This is a genomic window from Pseudomonas sp. HPB0071 (assembly GCF_000478505.2).
Lineage (GTDB): Bacteria > Pseudomonadota > Gammaproteobacteria > Pseudomonadales > Pseudomonadaceae > Chryseomonas > Chryseomonas luteola.
In genome coordinates, this window is sequence record NZ_KI517367.1 from 3,723,745 (window position 1) to 3,750,126 (window position 26,382).

Below are 26,382 nucleotides of genomic sequence, written 5' to 3' on the forward strand. Positions count from 1 at the left end.
CCGAAAATGTGCTGTCAGAGCGGCTGATGCTGCAGCAGTCCTATCCGCATCAATGGGCTTCAAGGAGGCAAACGCTTTCAATGTTGGTTTCGCTTCAAGCGCTAAGGGCTCTAGCAGCCTGGCTCGTGGTGTTTCATCACTTCATGCAGGTCTTCTTTGATTTCCGGTCCGACACCCTGGTCGGCCATCTGCTCTCAACGCGAGGGCAAGTGGGAGTCGATATCTTTTTTGTGCTCAGTGGGTTCGTGATCTATATCTCGACAGCAGGTCGAGCCATGCCCACGTTCCGGTTCATGGTGAATAGGATCGCGCGAATAGTGCCCGCCTATTGGCTTTATACCGGTATTACCGCTGCCATCATTTATTTTGCGGCGGATGTGATGCCTGTTTATGGAGTGGCAAGCAAGGAGCTATTGCTATCGCTGTTTTTCATTCCGAGCCAGAATCCCGGAGGATTCGGTTTGTATCCCACGCTGCCGGTAGGATGGACGTTAAATTATGAAATGCTGTTCTATCTGTTGTTTGCACTGTCATTCAAAGTGCCGGAACGCTGGCGACTCTGGGTTGTATCGCTTCTGGTAGTTGGGGTCAGCGTTGCGTCAGCAGAGCAGCCTTTTATCAGCCATTTCTACCATAATCCCATCATGTATGAGTTCTTGTTGGGCATGGGTATCGGTGTGCTGTACCGAAAGGGGTTCATACCGCAAAGTCTGAAGGTAGCGCCACTGGTTGCAGGATTTTCGATAGCCACGATTCTGCATTTTGATGCCGGTAATGACTGGCGTTTGCTGACTTGGGGTGTTTCCAGCGCCTTGCTTGTAGCCAGCTGTATCGCAATGGAGCCACTGTTTGCGGGTAATCGGGTTCTCAAGGCGTTGGGTGATTGGTCTTACTCGGTCTATCTCATCCACGTCATCGTCCTATGGCTGGGCGACTACTGGCTACATCATCAGGTGGGGTTGAATCCCTATGAAACCCTGCTGCTGTGCTTGCCGATCATTCTCGTGTTGTCATGGCTCAGTTTTGAATTCATCGAGCGTCGAATGACCCGCAAGGTTAAGACGGCATTGGAAGCGGTCCCGGCGCGTATTGCCGAGACCCTGGAGGCGCGGGCTCGCTGATCAGCGCCAAGCGTTGCGCTCGGCTTCGCTAAAGTCGGGCACAACGCTGATCCCTTCTTTTGCAGAACGCTGGACAGCCTCGATGACAGCCATGAGTGAGCACGCCTGGGCTGGCGTAACCGGGTTCTCTGCCTCACGCCGTAACGCACTGATAACGCCTTGGTAATAACAACGATGATCTCCTGTGGGCACCGCTATAAGCTCTTGAGTGCCGTCGGCATGGAATAGCTGTCCGGCATCCTCATCCAGGCCCCAATGTTCTCCGCCCGGCAAAATACCCTGACGTAATGCGTCCTCCTGACGGTCAGCGCCACGCTTCAGCCAGCTGGCCTGTGTACCCTGGATCATGAAGCGGGGCGATCCTCCAGCGCTCAACATTCCGGCCTGCAGGATCGCCTGAGTACGTCCATAGTCGAGTACGACGTGAAACCAGTCATCCGCCAGTGCGCCTTGCCGCTGCTTTACAAGCTGGGCAGTTACACGGTGCGGTACACCAAACAGGCAGAGTGCCTGATCCGCCAAATGCGGCCCCAGGTCGTACCACAGGCCGCTGCCCGGTCCATCACTTTCACGCCAACGTTGCCTAACCTCGGGCCGGAAGCGTTCGATACGCGATTCATACACGGCGATCTCACCCAGACGATTGCTGTTTATCAGCTCCTGAGCGCCTAGGAAGTCACTGTCCCAGCGGCGATTCTGAAAAACGGACAGAAATCTGTTTTCTGCCTGAGCAATGTCTGCCAGCTGGCGCGCTTCGCGAAGCGTCAGTGTAAAGGGCTTGTCCACCACGACATGCTTACCCGCTCGCAAGGCTGCTTCAGCCAGTGTTGCATGGGTATCGTTGGGCGTGGCCAGGACCACCAGATCGACTTCAGGATGCATTACTGCAGCGTGATAATCACTGATGACATTGATATGAGGGAGTTGAGAGCGAATCTTATCGAGCTGGCGAGAGGCAATATGCGTCAGAAGAAGGCCATCGACGCTTTCGATGAGAGGGGCATGAAAGATTTCCCCTACAAAGCCATAACCGATGAGAGCAACTCGAACCTGCGTATCCATGATGAACTAATACACTGACTGAAATGAAGTCGCAGTATAGCCAGGCTGGACACTATCGATAAGAAAGCCGCGAGAGGAAACAATTCTCTCGCGGCAAGGTGGGAGATACGTTATTCCTTACCTAACGCTGCCTGCTTGGCCAAGAAGTCGTCCTGCAGAAGCGAGTCGGTAAATTCCTGTGAATCTTCCAGATTAATCGGGTCGTCGATGTGGCCGGTAGACGTAACCTTTGCATCAAGTTTTCCGGTGAGGTGTTCTAGGGCGTGTCGCATTTTTTCTGCAGCGCCATCTACGGCAAGGTCTAGCGCTTCGGCTTTATGAGTCACTGAGATCGAGCGGTACCCCTTGGGGCGGGCTTCGATCTGACAACGCTTATCTTCCGCTCCGGATTTTTGAGCATTCTCATCGCTCAAGTGAATTTCAACGCGGGTCAAGAGATCTTCGAAACGCTCCAGGCGATCGACAACAGCAGAACCTACCCATTCTTGCAGCTCGGCACTGCCTTCGATCTGATTGGTGTTCACTTGGACTTGCATACCACATCCTCATGTTTTTTGACGTGCCTATCTAATAGGACGGGCTCGGCAGTAGGAGGTTCATCTTTTAAAGACTAATGGATGCCAAGTGCTTCGCCATGCAAGGCATGGAGCTGGTGCCGATAACGCTGGTAGACAGCTTCATAGGCACGCGCGCGGTCGGGATCAGGAGAGACGTGCGATGCTTCGTCCAGCTGCACGCAGCGTTTGCTCAGCGATTCAAGGGTGTCTGCCGAGTCATGCTGAGAAGACCAGCACCATGCTGCCTGTATGGCACCGCCAAGGGCCGCCGCTTCGGTGTGAAGGGTGCTGATGACCGGCGTATCCATGATATCTGCCACCAGCTGCCGCCAGACAGGGCTTTTGGCTCCTCCGCCAATCAGGCGAACAGTCTGGCTATGCATGCCGGTGTCGCGCAGCAAGTCCAGCCCATAGCGCAGGCCAAAGGTTACGCCTTCGATCATCGCACGGCACAGGTTGGCACGGGTAAGGTTGGAGGCGGTCAGGCCCAGCAGGCTCGCCGTAGCAGTAGGCAGGGAAGGGACGCGCTCGCCGTTCAGGAAAGGTAGAACCGTAATACCCTCAGCCCCAATGGGTGCCTGTTCGACAAGGCGGTTGAAGGTATGCAGGTCGATGTCCAAAAGCTCGCGTAGCGCGCTGCTTGCGTTTGTCAGGTTCATGGTGCAGATCAGCGGCAGCCAGCCGCCAGTCGAAGAGCAAAACGTTGCGACAGATGCATGCGGGCTAACGCGGGGGCTAGCAGAGTAGGCGTATACCGTTCCGGAAGTGCCCAGGCTCATGGTAATAAGGCCTTCCTGACTGTTTCCGGTGCCGATTGCTCCCATCATGTTATCCCCACCGCCACTGGATACGATGACGTGCTCATTCAGACCCAGCCGCTTGGCAACCGGTGGAAGCAGCGTGCCGACAGGCTGATGGGCCTCGATGAGTTCAGGCAGAGCCTTCATCAAGCGTCCAGTCGGATCAAGGTGTAGAAGCAGGTCGTTATCCCACTGCCGGGACCGCACATCGAAGTAGCCTGTCCCTGACGCATCGCCAAACTCGGTACAGCAACGGCCGGTGAGCCAGTAATTCAGGTAGTCATGGGGAAGCAGAATATGAGCGATGCGGGCGAAGAGGTCGGGAAAGTGTTTTTGTGTCCATCGAAGCTTGGATACGGTATAGCCCGGCGCAATGGCTATACCAAGACGTTCCAGCGAACCGGCAGGCCCGCCTAGGTAATCGAGCAGCTCCTCGTTCTCTAGTGTTGACTCGGTGTCGCACCACAGCTTGGCAGGGCGGAGCACTTGGCCTTCATTGTCAAGTAATACCAGCCCATGTTGTTGGCCTGATATTCCAATACCCCGGAGAGCGTTTCCTGGCAGGCCAGCATGAGCGAGTGCTTGCTGTGTAGCCGTTTCAAATGCCTGGATCCACTGTTCAGGCAACTGCTCACGACGGCCGTTGGGCCCGCTGATCATGTCGTGGGCTGCGGAGCCTTCCCCCAGGATCTGGCCCGTAGCGGAGTCGAGAATGACGGCCTTGGTGCCTTGTGTACCGCAATCAATACCAAGAAACATGTGTAGTCTCGCTGTTGTTCGTTCTGAAAGGCTCCAGACGCGGTTGTCTATAGAGACTATGGATCACCTGTCTGACTTCAGAAGATTTTCCAGAGTTTTCTCTACGCCTAAGGTTTTCAGGCTGGCGAGGTTACGTTCGAAGGAGGCAATAAAGGCGGCGGATTTTGGGATAGAGGTTCCAAAGATTTCCTCAACACCCAGCAGCTGCTCGGTTAGGCGCTGATCGTTTCTGACCAGGGATTGGCAGAAGTCGGCGCGGGGATCAGGAATACGGTAGGTTTCGCCGCGCTCGTCTACGCCTTTGAGATAAAGCGCCCAGGCGGCCACGACGAGGGAGGCGCGATCCAGGTTCTGCTTGTCGGCAATCAGGCGATTAATGGTGGGAATGGTGAACTTGGGAAACTTGGACGATCCATCCGAGCAGACGCGCTCCAGCTGATCGGCAATCGCCTGGTTGGAAAAACGCTCGATCAGCTTGTCCTTGTAGGCTTCCAGATCAATACCGGGAACAGGGGCGAGCTGCGGGGTAACATCCTTGTTCATGTAATTACGAATGTACTGAACGAATAGCGGGTCATTCATGGTCTCGTGAACAAAACGATATCCCTTGAGAAAACCCAGGTAGGTAAGGGCAAGATGGCTGCCATTGAGCAGCTTGATTTTCATCTCCTCATACGGCGTAACGTCGTCAGTGAACTGAACACCTACCTTTTCCCAAGCCGGTCGGCCATTGACGAATTTGTCTTCCAGTACCCATTGTATGAAGGGCTCACACGCAACCGGCCAGGCATCTTCGATGCCGTAGCTGTCCTTTAGCTTTTGCTTGTGCGCGGTGCTGGTCATAGGGGTTATACGGTCGACCATCGCGTTAGGAAAGGAGACGGTTTTGGCGATCCAGTCCGCCAGCTCCTTGTCTACCAGTTTGGTAAAGGACAGCAGCATTCGCCGGGTGACGTCGCCATTATGAGGAATGTTGTCGCAGGACATGATGGTGAAAGGAGGTATGCCTTCGCAACGGCGTTTGCACAAGGCCGCCAGCAGAAATCCGAAAACCGTTTTAGGATCTTCCGGGTGGGCGATGTCATGCTGGACCAGCGGAAGTTCATCGTTGAACTCGCCGGTGCTGTCGTCCATGCAGTAGCCGCCCTCGGTGATGGTCAGCGAAACGATGCGAATATGGTGATGAGCCAGTTTATTGATCAGTGCCTGGGCACTGTCTTCTGCCAGCAGCATCTCGCTGATTGCCCCCACAACACGGACTTCAAGATCTGGCGTGTCGCCCAGCTCGAAAAGCGTATAGAGATAGTCCTGCTCGGCTAGAGTGTCGCGCATGGCGCGGTCTTCACTGCGCAATCCCACCCCACAGATGGACCAGTCCAGCGCCTCGCCCTGATTGAGAAGGGCTTCGGTATAGATGGCCTGATGGGCTCGATGAAAGCCACCAACGCCGATGTGAGCAATACCATGCCGGGTCTGACATGGTACGTAGCTTGGCGTGCGGATCGGGTCTGTCAGCTGTGCAAGATTCTGGCGATTGAGTTTCATGCAGGTGTCTCCAAGTGTGGCCCTGTTGAGCCACGCGAATTCAGTTGATCAGGCGGCTTGTTGCAGGGCACGGCTTACGGCCTGCCCATGCTCATCGAAGAGATGACAGTGGCTCACATCAACGGCCAGCTTGAGCCGCTCGCCATAGGCACCGGAAAAGTCTCCCGGTACGCGTACGGTGAGGGGTTCGCCAGACGGCGTGGTCATGTGACAGTAGGTATCGCTGCCCAGGCGCTCGGTTACGTCCGTGACCACGGGCAGCTGACCTTGAGGGTCTATGACGAGATGCTCAGGGCGAATACCCAGGGTGACTTCGTGGCCGACTGCCAATGCTCTGCCGTCACGTGGCAGACGCAGCCGAGGTCCGCTGTCTAGCTCGATTTCCGTCACCTGAGCGCTGGTATGGATGACCTTGGCTTTCAGGAAGCCCATCTTGGGTGTGCCCAGAAAACCTGCGACGAAGAGATTGGCAGGGTGATGGTAGAGGTCCAGCGGCGAGCCGACCTGTTCGATACGGCCGCCGTTGAGCACTACCACTTTGGTTGCCAGTGTCATGGCTTCGACCTGATCGTGGGTGACATAGATCATGGTCGCCTTGAGTTCCTGGTGCAGCCTGGCCAGTTCCAGGCGCATCTGGACACGCAAGGCAGCGTCCAGGTTGGACAGGGGCTCGTCGAAGAGAAAGACCTTTGGATTGCGTACGATGGCGCGGCCAATGGCGACACGCTGGCGTTGGCCGCCGGAAAGCTGGCGAGGCTTGCGTTCAAGCAAATGACCCAATTCGAGGATACGTGCCGCCTCGTCAACTTTCTTCTCTATTTCGCTTTTGGCAATTCCCGCCAGATCCAGCGCGAACGACATGTTCTTGCGCACCGTCATATGGGGGTAAAGCGCATAGGTCTGGAATACCATGGCCAGATCCCGTTTGGCGGGGCTGACCTCGGTAATATCACGGCCGTCCAGCTCGATGGTGCCGCTGGTGACATCCTCAAGGCCGGCAATCAGGCGCAGCAGCGTGGACTTGCCACAACCGGAAGGACCGACAAACACCACGAATTCACGGTCGTTGATATCCAGGTCGACACCCTTGATGATCTCGATGGAGTCAAAGCCTTTACGCAGGTTACGAATCTTTAACGTAGCCATGGAAAATCCTCTTGTTCTTATTTGACGGCGCCGAAGGACAGGCCGCGTACGAGTTGCTTCTGACTGATCCAGCCGAAAATCAGGATAGGTGCGCAGGCCAGTGTCGAGACGGCAGACAGCTTGGCCCAGAACAAGCCTTCCGGACTTGAATAGGACGCGATCAGGGCAGTCAGTGGCGCGGCGTTGGACGAGGTGAGGTTGAGTGACCAGAACGCTTCGTTCCAGCACAGGATCAGCGACAGCAGGACCGTCGACGCCAGGCCCCCTTTGCTGATGGGCAGAAGAACCCTGACGATTTCCTGAAAGGTGGTGGCGCCATCCAGGCGAGCAGCTTCCAGGATGTCCTTCGGAATTTCCTTGAAGTAGGTGTAGACCATCCAGACCATAATGGGCAGGTTGATCAGCGTGTAGATGATGATCAGCGAAAGCTTGGTATCGAGCAGGCCCAGGCTCTTGGTCATCAGGTAGATCGGCATGAGAACGCCTACGGCCGGTAACATCTTGGTCGAAAGCATCCAGAGCAATGTCTGCTTGGTCAGGCGCGTCTCATGGAAGGCCATGGAGTACGCCGCTGGAACCGCCAGCAGTAAGCCCAGCACTGTAGAGCCAAAGGAGATGGCGACGGAGTTCCAGGCAAAATGAAAGTAATCGCTGCGCTCCTGAATGTGCAGATAATTCTCCAGCGTGGGCATAAAGATGAACTGCGGAGGGGTTGCAAAGGCATCGATTTCAGTCTTGAAGCTGGTGAGGATCATCCAGAAGATTGGAAAGAACAGCACCAGCGCAATGATCCAGGCCAGCGTGCCGAGAACGGCACTGTGCAGGCGACGAGATTGCTTGAGCGTCATCATGGTCGCATCCTCACTGTTGGGTCAGGTTCTTGCCAAGCATCCGAACCAGGATGATGGCGGCAATGTTGGCGATCACGACAGCGATCAATCCGCCTGCCGAGGCCATGCCTACATCGAATTGCAGAAGTGCCTGGTTATAGATCAGATACGCAAGGTTGGTAGACGCGAAGCCAGGGCCGCCACTGGTGGTGGTAAAGATCTCAGCGAAGACCGAAAGTAGAAAGATCGTTTCGATCATCACCACGACGGCAATGGGACGCGCCAGATGGGGCAGGGTGAGGTGCCAAAAAATGGCAAGCGGGCCGGCGCCGTCCAGCCGTGCTGCTTCTTTCTGCTCCTGATCAAGCGACTGCATGGCGGTCATCAGGATAAGAATGGCGAAGGGCAGCCATTGCCAGGACACGATCAAGATGATCGACAGCAATGGGTAATTTGCCAGCCAGTCGATTGGCTGTGCGCCAAAAAACTTCCAGACGGCGGCGAGAATGCCTGAAACCGGATGGAAGATGAGGTTCTTCCAGATCAGTGCGCTGACGGTAGGCATGATGAAGAAGGGGGAAATCAGAAAGACCCGTACAATCCCACGCCCCCAGAACTCGGTGGCTTCCAGAAGCGCTGAAATCAGTACGCCCAGGACCACACTGATCAACAAGACACTGCCCACCAGTAGCAGGGTGTTGGTCATGCCCGGCATGAAGCCGGTGTCGGTGATGAAGTATTCGAAATTCTCCAGACCGACGAAGTCATTCTCACCGGGGTAGAGCAGGTTATAGCGAATTAGCGAAAAGTAGATGGTCATGCCCAATGGCACGATCATCCAGAGCAGAAGCAGCAGGACCGACGGGCTGACCAGAAACCAGCCGGGGCTGGTCCGGCGCTTGCGGGCGGTGTGCTCACGAGCTCGTGCCTGGGTAGAGACGGGGCTTTTCAACGTGGTTGTATTCATGACAGTCGCTCCGAACCGTTGCAGCGAGAGGTCTACAGGGCGGCCATCCAGAAAGCTGTCAGGCCAGGCTTGTCCTGAAGCGGCGCAGCCATTACGGCCACGCCGAACCGGTTAAGCTATTTGGGATAACCCGCGCGTTTCATTTCGCGAGAGGTCGACTGCTGGGCAGCCTGCAACGCCTGCTGCACGGGCATCTGTCCGGTCAGTGCCGCCGAGAACAACTTGCCCACCGAGGTGCCGATAGCCTGGAACTCAGGAATGGTTACGTACTGAATACCCACATAAGGAACAGGCTTGGCAGCGGGATGCGCCGGGTCGGCCTTTTCCAGCATGGACAGGGATACCTTGGCGAAGGGTGCGGCCTGCATGTAGGCCTCGCTGTATGTAGACTTGCGCGTACCTGGCGGGACGTTGGCGATACCTTCCTTGTCAGCTACCAAGGTGGCGTATTGCTTGGACGTCGCCCATGTCACAAAGGACTGTGCAGCTTCCTTGTTTTTGGAGCTGGAAGGAATCGCCAGGGACCAAGCATAAAGCCAAGACGAACCTTTATCGGTTACCTGCGTTGGGGAGGCGGCAAAGCCCACCTGGTCAGCCACCTTGCTTTGCGATTTGTCGGTCGTAAAAGACCCGGCCACGCTGGCATCCACCCATAGGGCGCACTTGCCGCTGTTGAACAGCGCCAGGTTTTCGTTGAAGCCGTTGCTGGACGCACCGGGAGGGCCGTACTTCTTCATCGTATCGACATAAAAGTTGGCGGCCTTGGTCCATTCCGGGCCAGTGAATTCCGGCTGCCACTTTTCATCGAACCAACGTGCACCGAAAGCATTGGCCATGGTGCCGATCAGCGCCATGTTTTCACCCCAGCCAGCTTTGCCGCGCAGGCAAATGCCATACTGATCCTTGTCGGGATGGTGAAGTTTGGCGGCAAATTCACCGAGCTGTTCCCAGGTTGGCTGCTCGGGCATGGTCAGCCCGGCGTCCTTGAAGAGGTCCTTACGGTAGTAGGTAATTGAGCTTTCCGCATAGAACGGCAAGGCATACAGCGTGCCCTTGACGGACAAACCTTCTCGTACCGAAGGAAACAGATCGTTCACATCATAGTCGGCTGGCAGGTCTTTCATAGGTTCCAGCCAGCCTTTGGCACCCCAGAGACCGGTTTCGTACATGCCAATGGTCAGCACGTCGAATTGACCGCCCTGCGTGGCAATGTCAGTCGTCAGGCGTTGGCGAAGTACGTTTTCTTCAAGGACTACCCAACTGAGTTTGATATCCGGATGCTGCTCTTCAAAGGTTTTGGAGAGCCGTTGCATCCGAATCATATCGCTGTTGTTAACGGTAGCGATGGTGACCGTGGCGGCCTGAGCATAGGTGACGGCACAAATTCCGGCTGTAGCGAAAAGCGCTTTCAATAGCATGTTCATGTCGCACTCCCTTCTGCGCCGTAGCGACAGAAGCTCTTATTGTTGTTTTAACCCCCAGACTGCGAAACAGGAGGAGCGTGTTCGATTGATTACACCCCTTAAGTTAAGCGGTAGACAAATGCGAAAACACACTCAGGCTGATACTTTTTTGCACTTGTTAGCGAGTGATCTTTGCGTGTGAAATAGCAACAGAACGCTCTGCAGTAGGGCTTGGTGCGTTTTTGGCGTTGAGCCTGCGTGACAGAAATTGCAAGGTATTGGCAGGCAATGAGCAGTCGCCTGGACCCGGTTTATACGTTCTGCTCGGTCAAGCGTTTTACCGTGAGGCGCCGATAATGCGTAGGCGTCATGCCTTTCATTTGTTGGAAGCGGCGATTGAAATTGGAAATGTTATTGAAGCCTGACTCAAAACAGACGTCTGTCACGGCCTTTTCGCTTTGCGATAACAGCTCGCAGGATTTGCTGATACGCAGGCTGTTCACGAATTCAATAAAGCACCGCCCGGTAGCCTTGCGAAAGAAGCGGGAAAAATAGGTAGGCGTCATGCCCAGGTGCTCTGCTGCTTCTTCAAGCGTGAGCTCACTGGTATAGCGCTCGAAGATGAAGTTAAGCGCCTTGTTGGTACGGTCCAGAGTATGTTCGTCGTCTTCCGAACGAATCGGCGCGCCGCTCAGCAGGTGATAATCCTCACAGGTCGCCAGCAGCTCCATCAGTACGAAAAAGTGACCCAGACGGCTGGCACCCCGCGTCTCGGCAATACGCTGCAGAAGATCTGCCGATTCATTGATGGTGCGCGAACAGTGGAACTGAATGCCGAAACGGGCGCGCTCAAGCAGCGGGTTCAGTGCATTGAGTTCAGGAAAGACTGTCGCCGCGTTTTCAAGCGTCTCATCGGTAAAGTTAACCAGCATGTCGCGCTTGTCGACGACCTCACCTTCCGCTACTTGGCTGATCCAGTTATGGGGCAGGTTAGGACCGGTCAAGAACAGGCTGTAAGGATAAAAGCTGCCGATATAGTCGCCAATGAAGGCTGTGCCCGAGCTGGCTATGATCAGATGCAGCTCGTATTCCTTGTGAAAATGCCAGCGAACCAGAGGGCAGGGGAAACCGTGCTCGCGGTAGATCACCGAATGGCCGCTAAGGTCGTCCATCAGTTCATACGACGGATCGCGTTTGCGCAAAGGTCGAGTCATGGCCGGGTCCGTGGTGTTGTGGTTATACGGAAAAGGCCACCGCAGCATAGTCTGCTTCCTCCGAAATGTCTTTAGCGGCTCAACGATACGGCCATGCCGGGTCAGGTAACGCCGGTTTGTCGCCGGTCATACAGAAGCCGGTTGCATTTTGCTACCGTAACGCCTCCCCGCCGTCCGGATCAGGATGGTGCGACTCTAAAAAGCAAAGATTATGACTACTTATTTAGATGCCTCGTTAAACTGGCTCAGGAACTATCCCGAGCTCTACACGCTGTTCTGCCTGACCTTGTTGCTGCTGGCTGCCTGGCTATGTAACTGGATTGTGAAGCGTATTCTGGTGAAGGGTGTTTACCGGCTATTAAGCAGTGCTTCGCTGGGTCTTAAAAGCGAGGTCACCAATACCCCGATGATCGCGCGCCTGGCTAATGTCGTGCCAGCCTTGATCCTGTCGACGGGTATACTCGCAGTGCCCGGCCTGCCGGAGGCGTTGGTCACAGTAGTTGGGAACGTGTGTAGCGCGTTCATTATCCTTACTATCGTGTTGGCGATCAGTAATCTGCTCGATATTGTCAATGCGGTTTACCAGCGCCGTCCCGATGCGCGATTCCGGCCGATCAAGGGGTACATCCAGGTCCTCAAGATCGGCATATTCTGCCTGGCATCCATTCTGATCATCGCCACGCTGATTGATCGCTCGCCATTGATTCTCCTGTCCGGACTGGGCGCGATGGCTGCTGTGCTGCTATTGATCTTCCAGGATACGCTCCTGTCACTGGTGGCCAGCGTACAGATCTCATCCGGGGACATCGTGCGCATCGGTGACTGGATAGAGATGCCCCAGCTCAACGCCAGTGGGGATGTCATCGATATCGCTTTGCACACGGTCAAAGTGCAGAACTTCGACAAGACGATCACCACGATTCCCACCAAACGCTTTATCTCCGATGCGTTCAAGAACTACCGCGGTATGCAGGAATCCGGCGGTCGCCGCATCAAGCGCAGCCTTTTCCTAGATCAGCAGAGCGTGCATTTCATCGATGGTGATGAGTATCGACATCTGCATCGTTTCAGCTTGCTGGCGGACTACCTGGACAACAAGCAGAAGGAGCTGAAGGAGTGGAATGATAAGCTGGCTGAGCGCGGTCAGGAGCCTGTCAACACGCGTCGTATTACCAACCTGGGTACATTTCGGGTGTATGTAGAGCGTTACCTGCGTAGCCATCCCGGCCTTCGGCAGGACATGACCCTACTGGTTCGCCAGCTCGATCCTACCTCCAGCGGTTTACCCCTGGAGGTGTACTGCTTTACCAATACGGTGATCTGGGCACAGTACGAGAATATCCAGAGCGATATTTTCGATCATTTGCTGGCGATCCTGCCGGAGTTTGGGCTTCGTATCTATCAACAACCCAGCGGGGCGGACATGCGTGCCTTTCTGACGTCGGATCATCCGATCAACGCGGTAACTTCGCTGGATGACAAGCATCTGACCATACGATAGGCCGGGACGCTTTTTACCTTTGACGGTGCAACCTGGGTAATACTAGCTAGCGACGGAGCGTCTGGGTCAAGCCAACGCTCCAGCTTGCGTGTCGGGTGGTTGAGAAGGTGCCGTGATAAAAGAATTCAGAAATGCCTACTGGAAACGCTGGCTCAGAAAGCAGGGCTGCAAGCTGTCGAACGGACCTCTTGGCCTCAGTAGCAGAACCACATTGCTACTGGAAGAGCATGTTTCGATCGGTCCTGTGGATGTGGCTGCCCGTCATCTTTCTGTTGGAGCCTATACCTATATTCGAGGCGGCAGCGAGCTATATCTGGTCCAGTCTATCGGGCGTTTTTGCTCGATTGGCAACAACGTTCTGATCGGACAGGAGCGGGATACCCATCCCGTTCACTGGGCAACTTCTCATCCGTTCGCGTCTGATGAGGCGGGGCTACCTTACCAAGGCAAGCAGAAGATGAGCGTCATTGGCCATGATGTATGGATTGGCCGTGATGCCATGATTATGGATGGGCTCTCGGTGGGTACCGGTGCGGTTATCGCTGCCCGAGCACTGGTTACTAAGGATGTGCCGCCTTATGCCATCGTAGGGGGTTCTCCGGCCAGGATCATTCGATACCGCTTTGCGCCTGAGCTTATTGAACGATTATTGGCGTCTCAATGGTGGACGCTCAGCCCGGAGGCGCTCAGGCAGCTTCCTTTCGATGATCCAGAGCGTTTCGTGCAGCACGCATCCAGTCACGCCCAGCCGGCAGCGTATAAAACGTTGGAAGTTACCCGCAAAGGGTGTCGGGTGCGCTGATTCATTTGCCAGATCTCCGCCAGCCGGGCTGACTGGTGCTTTTGAGTACATGGCCACGTATGCTGGAGGGACATTTACTTCAGAACACAGGACGCACTGATGGAGGGATTCATTTTTATCAGCTGGGTCCGCGCATCCATGCAGGTTTTCTGAGAGTTGAACTCCTGCATGGCGACCATAGGCGAGCTGCCCTTATCGGTATGAGGATTGGTTGTATTCAGAAGGGTCACCACAAGAAGAACCCAAGTGCTCATAGGAGCTCCGTTTTAGAGACGTCAGTGTCGTTATCAAGCGTTTTTTACCTTGGAAAGCTAAAGCGGACTTACCGCACTGAAGCAGTACGCTACTGCCCTTACGCTACCGAATTTGTCTCTGGGGCTGGAGGATAAAGGATCACCGCGGCCCGTAGCTTGTTCTTGCCAAAGCGGCTGAGTTTATCGAACTCGGCATGGCTGACCGGAATGTGTTGGCAGTCCAGCTCCCGACGATGCTGGCTATGGTCTACGTCTGGGTCGTGGAAGTAAATGAAGTCTTCGTCGCAACCGGTTACAGCGATCCAGTGAGGGCCTTTGGTCTGGATAAGGCGAAAGCTGCTGATCAACACCAATGGCAGACCACCGTCGGCAATGATTTGCGGGATATCCAGCTTTGTTCGAATCAGGCGTTCAATATCAGTCTGTTTGAGTTCCCGGCTGAAGTCCTCATGCACCAGCCGCATCACGTCACGTTTTTCTTCGCTGCGTACGCCTTCCAGGAAAAGAGGGCCGCGGGTGTTAACCTGTAACTTCACACGAAAGCCGCGGCGTCGGGCGGCCAGGGCCAAGCCGTGTGGCCCGCAGCCACCGTGGCCGGCGGTCATATAAATAGTGGTAGCCTCACGCCAGAGACGTAACTCTTCCCAACGCTCCAGCGGGCGTCCAGGCTCCAGCGCGCCCATGGCCATCAGAAGCGAGGCCGGGCCGCAGGTGAAATCCGTGGTCTGTCTATAGAAGGGTACCTTGCGTAGCCGGCCTTCACCGGGCTGACGGATACGTTTCTCGAAGCGCAGCGCCTGACTGTGATCTTCGTAATAGTCATCGACGGTTGCAAAAGGGAGATAGCCATTGCGTTCATACAGGGCAATAGCTGCAGTATTGTCCGGGCGCACCTCCAGACGCATGTACGCACAGTCCCGCTCAATGGCACAGGCTTCCGCAGCTTCGAGCAGGTGCTGCCCAAGCTTGTGCCCCCGAGCTGCCGGGTCGATGGCAATGGAATACAGCCGCGCCAGGGAGGTGTTTTGGTGAAACAGAACCAAGGCGTACCCCAGGGTATTTCCAGCCTCTTCCACCAGCGTGAGAGAGGCATTGGCTCGAGTCAGCATCCATTGGAAATTGCGCCGCGAAAGGCGGTCGTATTCAAAGCACCGTTTCTCCAGCTCAACCAGTGCGTTGAGGTCCTCGTGAACAGCAGGGCGTAGCATGAAATTCATTTGTGTGAATCCCTAGCCAGGTCAAGCGCCTCAAAGACAGTCGCTCGGTCCTCAGCAGTGCGGTTAAGCCGCGGTTAATGGAGGCTGTGTTACGTAGTTTTCGTCTGTCCATCAACTGGTACAGACCGAACCTGAGTCGTTTGACAGGAACGTTGGTAATAGGCTCCCAAGGCGATTATCTGCACCGAGGAGGTGTTGTGAGCAAGCTGTATATCATCGTCGAGCGCAAGGAGGATTGGTCATCCTATTATCCGAGCGAAGACGTTATCACTGCCCAGGAATACCTTGAGCAGTCAAATGAGCAAGATAACGGCAAGCGTGTGCAGGTCATCAACCTGTGCCGTAACCAGAAGTACCTAGGGCACGGGTATTACTGCTCATTACTGGCAGAGGCCCGGGGTCACAAGGTAATTCCCTCCGTTCGCACGATCAGTGAGCTCTCCCGTAAATCCATCTATAACCTGGCGCTGGAAGATCTCGACAGGTTACTGAGCAAGGCCTTGAAGGGCCATCCCTACGCCAGTGCTGATGGGTTCACGTTGACCCTGTACTTTGGGCGAACCGATATCGAAGCCTTGCAGGATCTGGCCCGCCAGCTGTTTGAAGCTTTCCCCAGTCCACTGCTGCTCGTGGATTTTCGCCGCAATCGTGAGGGCTGGCATATTGGGGGCGTCAAGCTGGGAGCCATACACAAGCTGCACGAAGCTCAGGAAGACCTTTTTGCCAATGCCTTGGATGGTTTTAGTCGACAGGTCTGGCTCAAGCCGCGCGTACGCGAAAAATATCGCTTCGAAATGGCTATCCTGCATGACCCGAAAGAAGCGTTTCCGCCTTCTGATGCCAAGGCTCTGAAAAGCTTTGTCCGGATTGGCAAGCGCCTGGGAATTGATGTCGAGTTGATCGAGAAAAAGGATTACTCACGCCTTTCGGAGTTCGATGCGCTGTTTATCCGTGAGACAACTGCCATCGATCATCACACGTATCGTTTCGCCAAAAAAGCGGAAAGCGAGGGGTTGGTGGTAATGGATGATCCCCGCTCGATCCTGCGATGCACCAATAAAGTCTATCTGGCGGATTTGCTTAAAGCACACAAGCTGGACATGCCCAAGACGGAAATTCTGTACAAGGACAATGCCGCCCAGTTGGCAACGGTAGGGGAGCGGCTGGGCTTTCCGCTGGTGCTAAAGATTCCGGATGGTTCGTTCTCGCGTGGCGTTATGAAGGTCTCCAATCAGGAGGAGTTGAACAAGGCGAGCGCCGAGTTGTTCGAGCGCTCCGTGCTGCTCCTGGCCCAGGAGTTCTTTTATACCGACTATGACTGGCGCATAGGGGTGCTCAACCAAGAGCCTATCTTTGCCTGTCAGTACTTCATGTCGAAAGGGCATTGGCAGATCTACGATCACAGCGCCGGTGCGGTCGAGAGCAGTGGTGACTTTCGTACCGTACCCATTCAGGAGGCACCTCATGAAGTGGTCGAGCTGGCGGTTCGTACTGCCAACCTTATCGGCGACGGCCTGTACGGAGTTGACCTCAAGCAGGCGGGCGAGCGAATGGCGGTCATCGAGGTCAACGACAATCCCAATATCGACTCAGGGATCGAGGATGCCGTCCTGAAGGATGATCTGTATGCGTTGGTTCTGGAGGAGTTCATCCGCCGGTTGGAGTTGCAGCGCAACGGTCAGCGTTGGTGATCACTGATGTTCTTAAAAACATTTGGACGCTAAAGTGTCCCGCAGAGCGGTTGGAGCCCTAGAGGGAGGGTTCTCAATCCCAAGTAAGCACGTGCCAAAAGAGTGCCGATAAAGCATCGGCTTCAGGCGTAGCTGTAACGCCTGAAGCCTTTTGACTCAATGAAACACCATCCAGATCAGCAGCCCGGCCTCGAAGAGGCAGAACGCCATCAGGCATGCCATGGTGAACTTCAGGCCCGCATCGTCACGACGGTAGGCGGCAATCTGCTCCTGCAGCTTGAACACGCTGAGGTCACGCTCATGCAGGTTCTTGTCCGCCTGTTCCAGCATGCTGCCTACATCCAGCAGGGAAAGCACCTGCACCTTATCCATGTTCCATTCGCTTTTAAGCTCGCTGGCCTTGGGCGCGCTACAGATGGCCTTGAGGGTTTGCCCCTCAAGATAGGTAAGGGTAAAACCCTGAGCTTCCAGTGCATGGTCGCGGCGCTTGCGCATCTCCTCGACAAATCCATCACGGGCTGGCAGATCAAGGTTGGCCACCTTGTAGTGGCCCCACTTGGTCTTGGCCCATGCAATGCCCTGAGCCAACAGAAAGCGGCCCAGGCCACGATTGGATGGCTCGACTTGCAACAGTCCGCCTTCAAGTCCGCCGGGTTCGGCGGTGAAGCGGATCTCCTTGTTCTCGTGATCAGCCCAGATATTCAGGAAGTTTTGATCACGGTGAACGCGCTGTCCGGGCAGCTGAATGCTCAACGATAAAACGCTCAGATCGTCTCCATGCCGTTCGGTCTTACCAAACTGCACAAAGCGCAGCGGGCGAGGCCCGGTAATACGATCCGTAGGCAACGGTGTCAGACGCAGCAGGTAAAAATATTCCGGTCCGAGCTCGGCCCAGGGATGCGTCTGCTTCTCAGGGGCGGTTTCCTCGGCGGTAGTGGGTTCTTCAATATCGGTTTCAGTCATGGCCGCGATCCTTTTCTACCTCCGCATGGGGTAATTCAAATCGCTATATCGGCCAAATCAGCGTGAACTAGAGACTTTTTCCTGAATGAAGACAGTCATTCGCTCCACCAATTCGCCCGCTAATGGAAGATCCGGGTTGTTGTAGGTGGAAAGCTGAGCTTCGACATTGGCTGGCGTGATTCTGAGCATATGATTCATACCGGGAATCAGTGCCAGCTCGGCCTCGGGCCTTGCCCGTTTAAGCGCCTCGGCATCCTTGATGTCTACCTGAATGTCATGCTTGCCCTGGATGATCAATGCCGGAGCCTTGACCTGAGCGAAGGCCTGGGCGGGATTCTCCCGGAAGAGGGTGATCAGGTAAGGCTGAACGCTAGGGCGAAACAGCACCATCAGGGGCTCCGGTACCTGAAGCTGCATCTGGCCTTTATCCAGCTGATCCATGATCCATTGTGCGCTGGCCAGCAGCGGAGGGGACAGCTTGGTTGCCAATTGCTCGCGCAACACGTCGTCGATGGGGCGGCCACTTCCCGACAAGGTAATCAGGGCATCGGCACCTGCATCGTTGGCAGCGAGGCTGGCCATGAGGGCGCCTTCGCTATGGCCGATCAGGATCAGTTTTGTAAAACGCGGGTCTGAGTGGAGCTTTTTCGACCATGCGACGATATCTGCAACATAGCGTGGGACGCTCAAGTCTTCTTCCCGTGGCGCAGCAGGCGTACTTTGTGCAACGCCACGCTTGTCATAGCGAACGCTGGCAATACCGTTCTCAGCCAGGGCCTCGGCCAGGCGTTTCAAGGCAAAGTTACGCGCCATGGGGTTATTGCCGTCACGGTCTGTAGGCCCGGAACCTGCAATGATAAGAGCTACCGGCTGTGGCTTGTGACTTTCCGGCATGACCAAGCTGCCATACAGCGTTCCGTTGGCCGTCTCAAGGTTGATAGGGTGATATAGGATCGGCCCCCTGGCCGCGAATGCGGGTAGCGTCAGAAGGCAACACAGCAGAACAAGCAGACGGGACATCACAACACTCATGACCATAAACAAAGGACACCGGACGGTTCCGGTAACCCGTAATTGGACGCAGCGTAACGGTTAGGGTTCTAAAGATGAACTCGGGAAAGCCAGAAGGTATACTCGTTCGCTTTCTGTGCCGGCGCTGGATAGGCTCCGGTCCATCGATTCTGCGGAGCTTTGCGACATGTCCGGCAATACCTTTGGCACATTGTTCACTGTTACCACGGCTGGCGAGAGCCATGGGCCCGGGCTGGTCGCGATTGTAGACGGATGCCCACCGGGGCTGCCGTTGGCGTTGGCTGACCTTCAACATGATCTGGACCGTCGCAAGCCGGGCACCAGTCGGCATACTACCCAGCGCCAGGAGCCGGATGAGGTCGAGATCTTGTCTGGCGTGTTCGAAGGCGTCACCACCGGTACGCCTATCGCCTTACTGATTCGCAACACCGACCAGAAGTCAAAGGACTACTCTGCCATCAAGGACCTGTTCCGCCCAGCTCACGCGGACTATACCTATCACCATAAGTACGGGTTGCGTGACTACCGTGGCGGTGGCCGCAGCTCTGCTCGTGAAACATCCATGCGGGTTGCGGCTGGCGCCATTGCCAAGAAGTTTCTGGCAACCAAGGGCATCCGTGTCCGGGGCTACATGAGCCAGCTCGGTCCTATCGAAATTCCGTTCAAGACCTGGGATAGCGTGGAGGAGAATGCGTTCTTCTGTCCTGATCCAGACAAGGTCCCAGAGTTGGAAACGTACATGGATCAGCTGCGTCGCGATCAGGATTCGGTAGGCGCCCGGGTCACGGTCGTGGCCGATGGTGTTCCGCCCGGCTTGGGTGAGCCAATCTTCGATCGTTTGGATGCCGAGCTGGCGTATGCCCTGATGAGCGTCAACGCGGTAAAGGGCGTCGAGATCGGCGCCGGATTTGCCAGTGTGGCGCAGCGGGGCACCGAGCACCGTGATGAGCTGACCCCCGAAGGTTTTCTCAGCAACAACGCCGGCGGTGTACTGGGAGGTATTTCCTCCGGGCAGCCGATCGTAGCGCATCTGGCGCTCAAGCCTACCTCAAGCATTACCACGTCTGGCCGTTCCATCGATGTGAATGGCCAGCCCGTTGATGTGATAACCAAGGGCCGCCACGATCCTTGCGTTGGTATTCGGGCCACCCCGATTGCCGAGGCGATGATGGCGCTCGTCCTGATGGATCACTACCTGCGACATCGTGCCCAGAATGCGGATGTACACGTAGGAACGCCTGTCTTGGGTCAGCTCTGATTGCGGGCTTATCAGCCTATAGACAGGTTCAACTGCAGCTGCCCGTGGAGGGCAGCTGCATGAATAGGCACGCCGCTGATCAGCTGTACCGGCCTACTCGGGCACTGCATGAATACACATGAGTCAATGCCGATTCCTTATTGGCGTCTGTCCAGCTTCTATTTCTTCTACTTCGCCTTGCTGGGCGCAACGGCGCCGTTTCTGTCGCTCTACTTTCATCATTTGGGGTTTTCCAGCGAGCATATCGGTCAACTGGTCGCTATTCCCATGCTGATGCGCTGCCTGGCACCCAATCTCTGGGGGTGGCTGGGCGACCGTACCGGTAAGCGGTTGACCATTGTTCGTTTCGGCGCCTGCTGCACGCTCATCTGCTTTGCGGGGATTTACCTCAGTCATAGCTACGCCTGGCTCGCCCTGGTCATGGCGGCCCATGCGTTCTTCTGGCACGCGGTGCTGCCACAGTTTGAAGCCATTACCCTGGCACACCTGCGTGAACAGGCTTCGCTGTATAGCCGCATTCGCCTCTGGGGATCCGTCGGGTTTATTGCAGCAGTGGTAGGGCTGGGCAAGCTGTTCGAGCATTTCAGTCTTGATCTGTACCCAGCCGGCCTGCTGGTCATCATGGCCGGTATTGTCATAGGCAGTATCTGGGTTCCGTCGCCTCTTGCGGTAAAACTGGAAAACAGCGGAAGCGAAGGCGGACTCATGGGTTGTCTGCGTCAACCGGGCGTCATGGCTTTTTATTTGGGGGCCTGCCTCATGCAGCTCTCCCATGGGCCTTATTACACCTTTCTAACGATACACCTGGAAAACCTGGGTTATGCTCGCGGCACGATCGGTCTCTTGTGGGCAATAGGGGTTGTGGCGGAGGTGCTGATCTTTTTGGTCATGCCTCGTTTGTTGACCCTGTTCAGCCTGAGACAGGTACTTGCGGCCAGCTTTCTGCTTGCAGCGCTGCGCTGGCTGCTGTTGGGTCATCTTGCCGATTACCTAGGGGTTCTGCTCTTTGCCCAGGTCATTCATGCGGCTACATTTGGTTGTTTTCATGCATCGGCGATCCATTTCATCCAGCGCCGTTTCGGAAACAGACATCAAGGGCAGGGGCAGGCACTGTATGCTGCACTGTCGGGAACCGGAGGCGCCTTGGGGGCGTTTTACTCCGGTTATAGCTGGCAGGTGTTGGGTCCTGCCTGGACATTCGGCTTCGCCAGCCTGGCAGCGCTGGTGGGGGCATGCATGATCATTACGCGTTTGGAAGATCGACATCATGATGAATCATCGGGAGCTGCTGGCGCAGCAAATCATTGAGGCGGGTCAGTTTCTCTACAGTCGGGGATGGTCTCCAGCAACCAGTAGCAATTACTCTGCCCGGCTGTCCGAGACCCGCGCGTTGCTTACAGTCTCAGGCAAGCACAAGGGACAGTTGGGCCTGGATGATGTGCTCGTAACGGACCTGGAAGGTAACAGCCTGGAGCCCGGCAAGAAGCCGTCGGCCGAAACGCTGCTGCATACCCAGCTGTATCGATGGAAGCCGGAGATTGGGGCGGTGCTGCATACGCATTCGGTTAATGCCACGGTTCTGTCCCGGATGGTTGCCGACGAGGCGCTGGTACTGCATGACTATGAGCTGCAGAAGGCCTTCAGCGGTATCACGACCCACGAGGGCAGGGTACTGGTACCGATCTTTGAAAACGATCAGGACATCGCCCGGCTTGCCACGCATGTTCAGACATGGCTCGACACGCATCCAGACTGCGTGGGGTATCTGATTCGTGGTCATGGTCTCTATACTTGGGGGGCTCGTATGAGCGATGCCTTGCGCCAGATCGAGGCGTTCGAGTTTCTTTTCGAATGTGAACTTAAAATATTGAGTATCCGGACATGAGCCGCCTGACTGTCTACCATGAGTCCCATCCCGAGCAGCCCAACAAGGTGCTTACCCAGGGTGATCATATCGCGGCAACGCTGGCCGAAGTAGGCGTTCGATTCGAACGCTGGCAGGCCACGGCGCCTGTAGCGCCGGGGGCGAGCCAGGAAGAAGTGATTGCCGCCTATCGTCCCGAGATCGATCGTCTTATCCAGGAGCGCGGCTATCAGACCGTGGATGTGATCAGCATGAAGGCTGATCATCCTCAGAAAGCCGAGCTGCGCGCCAAGTTTCTGGACGAGCATCGTCATGCAGAGGATGAGGTCCGCTTTTTCGTGGCCGGGCGTGGCCTCTTTACCTTGCATATCGGCGAATATATCTATGCCGTACTGTGCGAGAAGAATGACCTGATTTCAGTACCCGCCGGTACATCGCACTGGTTCGATATGAGCGAAGAGCCCAACTTCGTTGCGATCCGGCTGTTCAATAATCCTGAGGGATGGATCGCCCAGTTCACTGGGGAAGACATTGCTTCCCGTTTTCCACGCCTGGAGGCAGATGCATGACTATTCGCGCTATCCTGACCGATATCGAGGGCACGACCAGCGCGGTCAGCTTTGTCTTTGATGTCCTGTTTCCTTTTGCGGCCAAGCATCTGCCGGGCTATGTGCGTGAGCATGCTCAGGAGGTGGCAGTGGCAGAGCAGCTGGATGCGGTGCGCGCCGAGGCCGGGGAGTTGACTGCCGATACCGAGCGCGTCATCGAGATTCTGCTGGGCTGGATCGCTGAGGATCGTAAGGTTACACCGCTCAAGGCCTTGCAGGGCATGATCTGGGCACAGGGCTACAAGGCCGGCGAGCTGAAAGGGCACGTCTATCCGGATGCCGTCGAAGCCCTTCGGCGCTGGCATGCGCTGGGGATTGCGCTTTACGTCTATTCTTCCGGCTCTGTGCAGGCGCAAAAGCTCATCTTCGGTTGTTCCGAGGCTGGAGACCTGACGCCGCTGTTTTCCGGCTACTTCGATACGATGACCGGAGGCAAGCGTGAAGCCGCTTCCTATAGCCGTATCGCCAGCGCAACCACGCATCAGGCAGATGAAATTCTCTTCTTATCGGATGTTGTCGAGGAGCTGGATGCTGCCCGGTCTGCCGGTATGAAAACCTGTGGCCTGGTTCGCGAGGGCGGCGATCTGGCCGGTCACCCTTGCGTGAAAAGCTTTGCTGAAATCGACCCTCTGACGCTCTGACAAAAGGGATATCAGCGACATTCGGTCGTTTAAGGCGAACTACCGCCTCGGGTGCGCAGTCCCAATTTTACCGGAACTGAATTGGAGAGCACCCATGATTAACTCAACTATAGGCGGTGTCATCGGTTTCATCGTCTTCTTGCTGGATATCTGGGCTATCGTCAGCGTCATTCGCAGCGACAGCACCAGTAACAAGAAGATCTTCTGGACACTGCTTATCATCATTCTGCCAGTCGTGGGGCTGATTGCCTGGGGGCTTGCGGGTCCTCGCGGAAGTACGTCCGTATCGGCGCCAACGCATAAAGGGTAATAGAACGCGTCTGGAGACCGTCACGCATTGCCCTTACAATGCCCGCCTTTTCCAGGGCGGGCGTTTTCCGTTCCGCCCATCCGAGGAACGGGAGACCTCTCAATGAAAGATTATCTAGAAACTCTATATGACGGCTATGGTCAACGCTTTCGCATGGACGAGCTGCTTCATGAGGTTCGTACCGAGCATCAGCAACTCGTTATTTTCAAGAATGCCCGCATGGGGCGCGTCATGGCGCTGGACGGCGTAATCCAGACGACCGAAGCCGATGAGTTCATTTACCACGAGATGCTTACCCATGTGCCGTTGTTTGCCCATGGTCAGGCCAAGCGTGTCCTGATCATCGGTGGCGGTGACGGCGGCATCCTGCGTGAAGTGGCCAAGCACAAGAGTGTCGAGCACATCACCATGGTGGAAATCGATGCGGCCGTGGTCGACATGTGCAAAACCTATCTGCCCAATCACTCCAATGGCGCATTTGACGACTCGCGTCTCAACCTTGTCATCGATGACGGTATGCGCTTCGTGGCAAATACCACTGACCGTTTCGACGTGATCATTTCCGATTCGACCGATCCCATCGGCCCGGGTGAAGTGCTGTTCTCGGAAAACTTTTATCAGGCCTGCCATCGCTGCCTGAGTGAAGGTGGAATCCTGGTCACGCAGAACGGCACGCCCTTCATGCAGCTTGACGAAGTGAAGACCACAGCAAGCCGGGTCAACGGGCTCTTTGCAGACTGGCATTTCTATCAGGCTGCCGTACCGACCTACATTGGCGGCGCGATGACCTTTGCCTGGGGCAGCCGAGACGCTGGCAAACGCTTCGTGCCGGTAGATACCCTACGCGAACGTTTCGCAGCCTCCGGCATTGTTACGCGCTATTACAATGCCGACATCCATATTGGTGCCTTTGCGCTGCCTCAATATGTACTAGGCGCCATTGGCAAGACTTCCAACGCCTGATACCTTCGGAAGGTGCCCTGTAATCATTTGCAGGGCACGCACCACTCGTCGCTATCCAAGGAACCGGTGCCGCCTCAAAGCTCTCTTTTAGTTGTGTGCAATGCTATACGTCAGGCGTTTGTGTTGGCGTTCTTTTAGTTGAAAGGGCTCTGCGGGTGGCTTCGCTGATACCGGCGATCACCGTTGCAACGCCTCTATCATGCTCTATCGCATTAACTAAAAATCCCATTCAATGAGCAGGAGGTGCCCTATGCCTTTAAACATCTCCGATGATGTAAGCCTTACTGTGCTCCGGCAGATGAAGGAGGGTGGTTTCGACTTCTCACGCATACATCCCATCGATTTCTTCGCTATTTTTCCTGATGAAAAACAGGCCCGAGAGGCCGCATGTCAATTCAAGGGAGAGTCGTTGAACGCTCAGATAATCCCGCACGAAGAGGGCGGGTGGCACTTACAGGTCAGTAAGGTCATGTTTGCTACCTATACGACAATTGACGATTTCGAGTCTGATCTTGAGGCCGTCGTCAGTCCTCTTGGCGGAACGTTGGATGGCTGGGGCGTAACCCAGGAAATCAGGAGGACCTGATCCTGACGTCGAGGCATGGCCGTTCGTGTCATGCCTCATTTTAGTTTCTGCCACATGCTCCGTTTGATCTCACGTCCTGCGATACCGATTTACTACTCCCCGTTCCTGCCCAAGAGGGCATAATGAACCCTTGATTCAGGGGAGAAAGGCATGCTGTCAGAGTTATTCGCGGTCATGGCGCCTGTGCTCATTGGCGCAGGTATCGGCTATTTCTGGAAGCGCTGGGGCTATGAATATCCCACTGACTTCATCTCCCGCCTGGTCTTCAACGTAGCCTCTCCCTGTCTGGTCTTGGCGACACTGGGGCATGCACACATCGACAAGCACAGCTTTGGGCAAATGGCCCTGGCCTGCGTTATTATCTGCGCGATCATGGGGTTGGCAGCCTATGGGCTTGCCCGAGTCTTCAAGCGAGACTGGAAGGTATTAGCCCCGGCATTCATGTTTCCCAATGTAGGCAACATGGGCTTGCCGGTGTGCCTGTATGCGTTTGGCGAGCAAGGCATGACGCTGGCCGTGGCATTTTATCTGGTCTTGTCGATCGGTAATTTCAGTTTAGGGATCTTCTGGATGTCCGGCGAGCGCTCGCTCAAGATGCTGCTGGGAAATCCCATCATGATTAGCGTAGCGATTGCGTTATCGCTCATGATGCTCGATGCCCAATTGCCGCGCTGGATTGCCAATACCGTCGACCTCATGTCCGGCCTTGCCATTCCGCTCATGCTTATTACGCTGGGCGTGTCACTGGCCAGCATACGGCCACAACACCTGGGGTCCGGCTTCCTATTCGGCGGAATCCGGCTATGCCTGGGTGCTCTTGTGGGCTGGCTGGTGGGTTGGGCACTACATCTGCCACCTCTGGCCCATGCTGTCCTCGTCACCCAGTCATCTATGCCCGTAGCGGTTTTCAACTATCTCTATGCCCTACGCGCTAACCGGTCTCCCCAGGAAGTAGCCAGTCTCGTATTGTGTTCAACCATACTGGCGTTTGGGTTCTTGCCGCTGATGCTGGCATGGTGGCTGCCTGCCACAGGATAATCAGCCTCCCAGCAGGCGAGTCAGGTTGGGAAGTACAAGTACGATGGTGGTGATAATCAGCACAAGGCTCGCTTGCCGCCACTTGGGTGTCGGTTCTCTTAACATGACTCAAGCCCTTTCTTCTTATAGGGAGAAGCTCGATTGCTCTGTCGGCATTTATTATGGCCCTCGCAAGGGCCATATCACATTGAGTCGAGACTAGGTCGCAAGTTACAGCCTGTTTAGATCTAAAGCTTTTCTAAATCTCCTA

Annotated in this window: 26 protein-coding genes; 13 read left to right on the forward strand and 13 right to left on the reverse strand. The window is 55.6% G+C overall.

Annotation, left to right across the window (positions count from 1 at the left end; genetic code table 11):
* Positions 1 to 80 precede the first annotated feature (80 nt).
* On the forward strand, positions 81 to 1,121 hold the full coding sequence (locus tag HMPREF1487_RS17320) for an acyltransferase family protein (protein WP_010797983.1): 1,041 nt from the start codon (positions 81 to 83) through the stop codon (positions 1,119 to 1,121).
* Here HMPREF1487_RS17320 and HMPREF1487_RS17325 read toward each other — a convergent pair whose 3' ends face one another.
* The 9 genes from HMPREF1487_RS17325 to HMPREF1487_RS17365 all read right to left on the reverse strand — a co-directional run bounded on the left by HMPREF1487_RS17325 (position 1,122) and on the right by HMPREF1487_RS17365 (position 11,404).
* On the reverse strand, positions 1,122 to 2,183 hold the full coding sequence (locus HMPREF1487_RS17325; protein WP_010797984.1) for an oxidoreductase: 1,062 nt from the start codon (positions 2,181 to 2,183) through the stop codon (positions 1,122 to 1,124).
* A gap of 110 nt (positions 2,184 to 2,293) precedes the next feature.
* Positions 2,294 to 2,719: an HPF/RaiA family ribosome-associated protein gene (locus HMPREF1487_RS17330; protein ID WP_010797985.1), complete on the reverse strand. Its 426-nt coding sequence runs from the start codon at positions 2,717 to 2,719 to the stop codon at positions 2,294 to 2,296.
* A gap of 74 nt (positions 2,720 to 2,793) precedes the next feature.
* Positions 2,794 to 4,299, reverse strand: a complete 1,506-nt coding sequence (xylB, locus tag HMPREF1487_RS17335; RefSeq protein WP_010797986.1) for a xylulokinase — start codon at positions 4,297 to 4,299, stop codon at positions 2,794 to 2,796.
* 63 nt (positions 4,300 to 4,362) lie between these two features.
* Positions 4,363 to 5,844 carry a mannitol dehydrogenase family protein gene (locus HMPREF1487_RS17340; RefSeq protein WP_010797987.1) on the reverse strand — a complete coding sequence of 494 codons (1,482 nt, stop codon included), beginning with the start codon at positions 5,842 to 5,844 and terminating at the stop codon, positions 4,363 to 4,365.
* 48 nt (positions 5,845 to 5,892) lie between these two features.
* Positions 5,893 to 6,990: an ABC transporter ATP-binding protein gene (locus tag HMPREF1487_RS17345; protein WP_010797988.1), complete on the reverse strand. Its 1,098-nt coding sequence runs from the start codon at positions 6,988 to 6,990 to the stop codon at positions 5,893 to 5,895.
* A 17-nt stretch (positions 6,991 to 7,007) separates the two neighbouring features.
* Positions 7,008 to 7,841 carry a carbohydrate ABC transporter permease gene (locus tag HMPREF1487_RS17350; RefSeq protein WP_010797989.1) on the reverse strand — a complete coding sequence of 278 codons (834 nt, stop codon included), beginning with the start codon at positions 7,839 to 7,841 and terminating at the stop codon, positions 7,008 to 7,010.
* 10 nt (positions 7,842 to 7,851) lie between these two features.
* Positions 7,852 to 8,787 carry a carbohydrate ABC transporter permease gene (locus tag HMPREF1487_RS17355; protein ID WP_010797990.1) on the reverse strand — a complete coding sequence of 312 codons (936 nt, stop codon included), beginning with the start codon at positions 8,785 to 8,787 and terminating at the stop codon, positions 7,852 to 7,854.
* A gap of 116 nt (positions 8,788 to 8,903) precedes the next feature.
* On the reverse strand, positions 8,904 to 10,211 hold the full coding sequence (locus tag HMPREF1487_RS17360) for an ABC transporter substrate-binding protein (protein ID WP_010797991.1): 1,308 nt from the start codon (positions 10,209 to 10,211) through the stop codon (positions 8,904 to 8,906).
* Positions 10,212 to 10,501: 290 nt separating this feature from the next.
* Positions 10,502 to 11,404 (reverse strand): AraC family transcriptional regulator, encoded by a 903-nt coding sequence (locus HMPREF1487_RS17365; protein WP_037030876.1) that lies wholly within the window; start codon positions 11,402 to 11,404, stop codon positions 10,502 to 10,504.
* A gap of 211 nt (positions 11,405 to 11,615) precedes the next feature.
* Here HMPREF1487_RS17365 and HMPREF1487_RS17370 point away from each other — a divergent pair, with 211 nt between their 5' ends.
* Both HMPREF1487_RS17370 and HMPREF1487_RS17375 read left to right on the forward strand, forming a co-directional pair.
* Positions 11,616 to 12,905, forward strand: a complete 1,290-nt coding sequence (locus HMPREF1487_RS17370; protein WP_010797993.1) for a mechanosensitive ion channel family protein — start codon at positions 11,616 to 11,618, stop codon at positions 12,903 to 12,905.
* A gap of 112 nt (positions 12,906 to 13,017) precedes the next feature.
* The gene (locus HMPREF1487_RS17375; protein WP_010797994.1) at positions 13,018 to 13,707 is read left to right on the forward strand and encodes a CatB-related O-acetyltransferase; all 690 of its coding nucleotides are present in this window, start codon (positions 13,018 to 13,020) and stop codon (positions 13,705 to 13,707) included.
* A 74-nt stretch (positions 13,708 to 13,781) separates the two neighbouring features.
* On the opposite strand, the gene HMPREF1487_RS17380 is transcribed toward HMPREF1487_RS17375, so the two are convergent.
* Together HMPREF1487_RS17380 and HMPREF1487_RS17385 are read right to left on the reverse strand one after the other, a co-directional pair.
* A complete protein-coding gene (locus tag HMPREF1487_RS17380; protein ID WP_010797995.1) occupies positions 13,782 to 13,961 on the reverse strand; it encodes a hypothetical protein in 180 nt (59 codons plus the stop codon).
* Between the two features lie 98 nt (positions 13,962 to 14,059).
* On the reverse strand, positions 14,060 to 15,178 hold the full coding sequence (locus tag HMPREF1487_RS17385; protein WP_010797996.1) for a GNAT family N-acetyltransferase/peptidase C39 family protein: 1,119 nt from the start codon (positions 15,176 to 15,178) through the stop codon (positions 14,060 to 14,062).
* A 197-nt stretch (positions 15,179 to 15,375) separates the two neighbouring features.
* On the opposite strand from HMPREF1487_RS17385, the gene HMPREF1487_RS17390 reads away from it, so the two are divergent.
* Complete coding sequence (locus HMPREF1487_RS17390; RefSeq protein WP_010797997.1) at positions 15,376 to 16,869, forward strand: RimK family protein; 1,494 nt, start codon at positions 15,376 to 15,378, stop codon at positions 16,867 to 16,869.
* A gap of 156 nt (positions 16,870 to 17,025) precedes the next feature.
* Here the strand turns inward: HMPREF1487_RS17390 and HMPREF1487_RS17395 are convergent, their stop codons facing one another.
* Both HMPREF1487_RS17395 and HMPREF1487_RS17400 read right to left on the reverse strand, forming a co-directional pair.
* Entirely contained in the window at positions 17,026 to 17,832 is an 807-nt protein-coding gene (locus HMPREF1487_RS17395) for a hypothetical protein (protein ID WP_010797998.1), read from the reverse strand.
* Positions 17,833 to 17,889: 57 nt separating this feature from the next.
* Entirely contained in the window at positions 17,890 to 18,855 is a 966-nt protein-coding gene (locus HMPREF1487_RS17400) for an alpha/beta hydrolase (protein ID WP_177325227.1), read from the reverse strand.
* Positions 18,856 to 19,030: 175 nt separating this feature from the next.
* Here HMPREF1487_RS17400 and aroC point away from each other — a divergent pair, with 175 nt between their 5' ends.
* The 9 genes from aroC (at position 19,031) to HMPREF1487_RS17445 (ending at position 26,132) form a co-directional block, all read left to right on the forward strand.
* A complete protein-coding gene (gene aroC / locus HMPREF1487_RS17405) occupies positions 19,031 to 20,122 on the forward strand; it encodes a chorismate synthase (protein ID WP_010798000.1) in 1,092 nt (363 codons plus the stop codon).
* Between the two features lie 126 nt (positions 20,123 to 20,248).
* A complete protein-coding gene (locus HMPREF1487_RS17410) occupies positions 20,249 to 21,430 on the forward strand; it encodes an MFS transporter (protein ID WP_010798001.1) in 1,182 nt (393 codons plus the stop codon).
* A complete protein-coding gene (locus HMPREF1487_RS17415) occupies positions 21,390 to 22,007 on the forward strand; it encodes a methylthioribulose 1-phosphate dehydratase (RefSeq protein ID WP_010798002.1) in 618 nt (205 codons plus the stop codon). The genes HMPREF1487_RS17410 and HMPREF1487_RS17415 overlap by 41 nt, the downstream gene beginning before the upstream one ends.
* Positions 22,004 to 22,555 (forward strand): 1,2-dihydroxy-3-keto-5-methylthiopentene dioxygenase, encoded by a 552-nt coding sequence (locus HMPREF1487_RS17420; protein ID WP_010798003.1) that lies wholly within the window; start codon positions 22,004 to 22,006, stop codon positions 22,553 to 22,555. Before HMPREF1487_RS17415 ends, HMPREF1487_RS17420 begins: the two co-directional genes overlap by 4 nt.
* Positions 22,552 to 23,235 carry an acireductone synthase gene (gene mtnC, locus HMPREF1487_RS17425; protein WP_010798004.1) on the forward strand — a complete coding sequence of 228 codons (684 nt, stop codon included), beginning with the start codon at positions 22,552 to 22,554 and terminating at the stop codon, positions 23,233 to 23,235. The genes HMPREF1487_RS17420 and mtnC overlap by 4 nt, the downstream gene beginning before the upstream one ends.
* A gap of 94 nt (positions 23,236 to 23,329) precedes the next feature.
* On the forward strand, positions 23,330 to 23,545 hold the full coding sequence (locus tag HMPREF1487_RS17430; protein ID WP_010798005.1) for a PLD nuclease N-terminal domain-containing protein: 216 nt from the start codon (positions 23,330 to 23,332) through the stop codon (positions 23,543 to 23,545).
* A 102-nt stretch (positions 23,546 to 23,647) separates the two neighbouring features.
* Positions 23,648 to 24,508: a polyamine aminopropyltransferase gene (gene speE, locus HMPREF1487_RS17435; protein WP_010798006.1), complete on the forward strand. Its 861-nt coding sequence runs from the start codon at positions 23,648 to 23,650 to the stop codon at positions 24,506 to 24,508.
* A gap of 250 nt (positions 24,509 to 24,758) precedes the next feature.
* Positions 24,759 to 25,094 (forward strand): ribonuclease E inhibitor RraB, encoded by a 336-nt coding sequence (locus tag HMPREF1487_RS17440; RefSeq protein WP_010798007.1) that lies wholly within the window; start codon positions 24,759 to 24,761, stop codon positions 25,092 to 25,094.
* A gap of 150 nt (positions 25,095 to 25,244) precedes the next feature.
* The gene (locus tag HMPREF1487_RS17445) at positions 25,245 to 26,132 is read left to right on the forward strand and encodes an AEC family transporter (protein WP_010798008.1); all 888 of its coding nucleotides are present in this window, start codon (positions 25,245 to 25,247) and stop codon (positions 26,130 to 26,132) included.
* Positions 26,133 to 26,382: the final 250 nt, after the last annotated feature.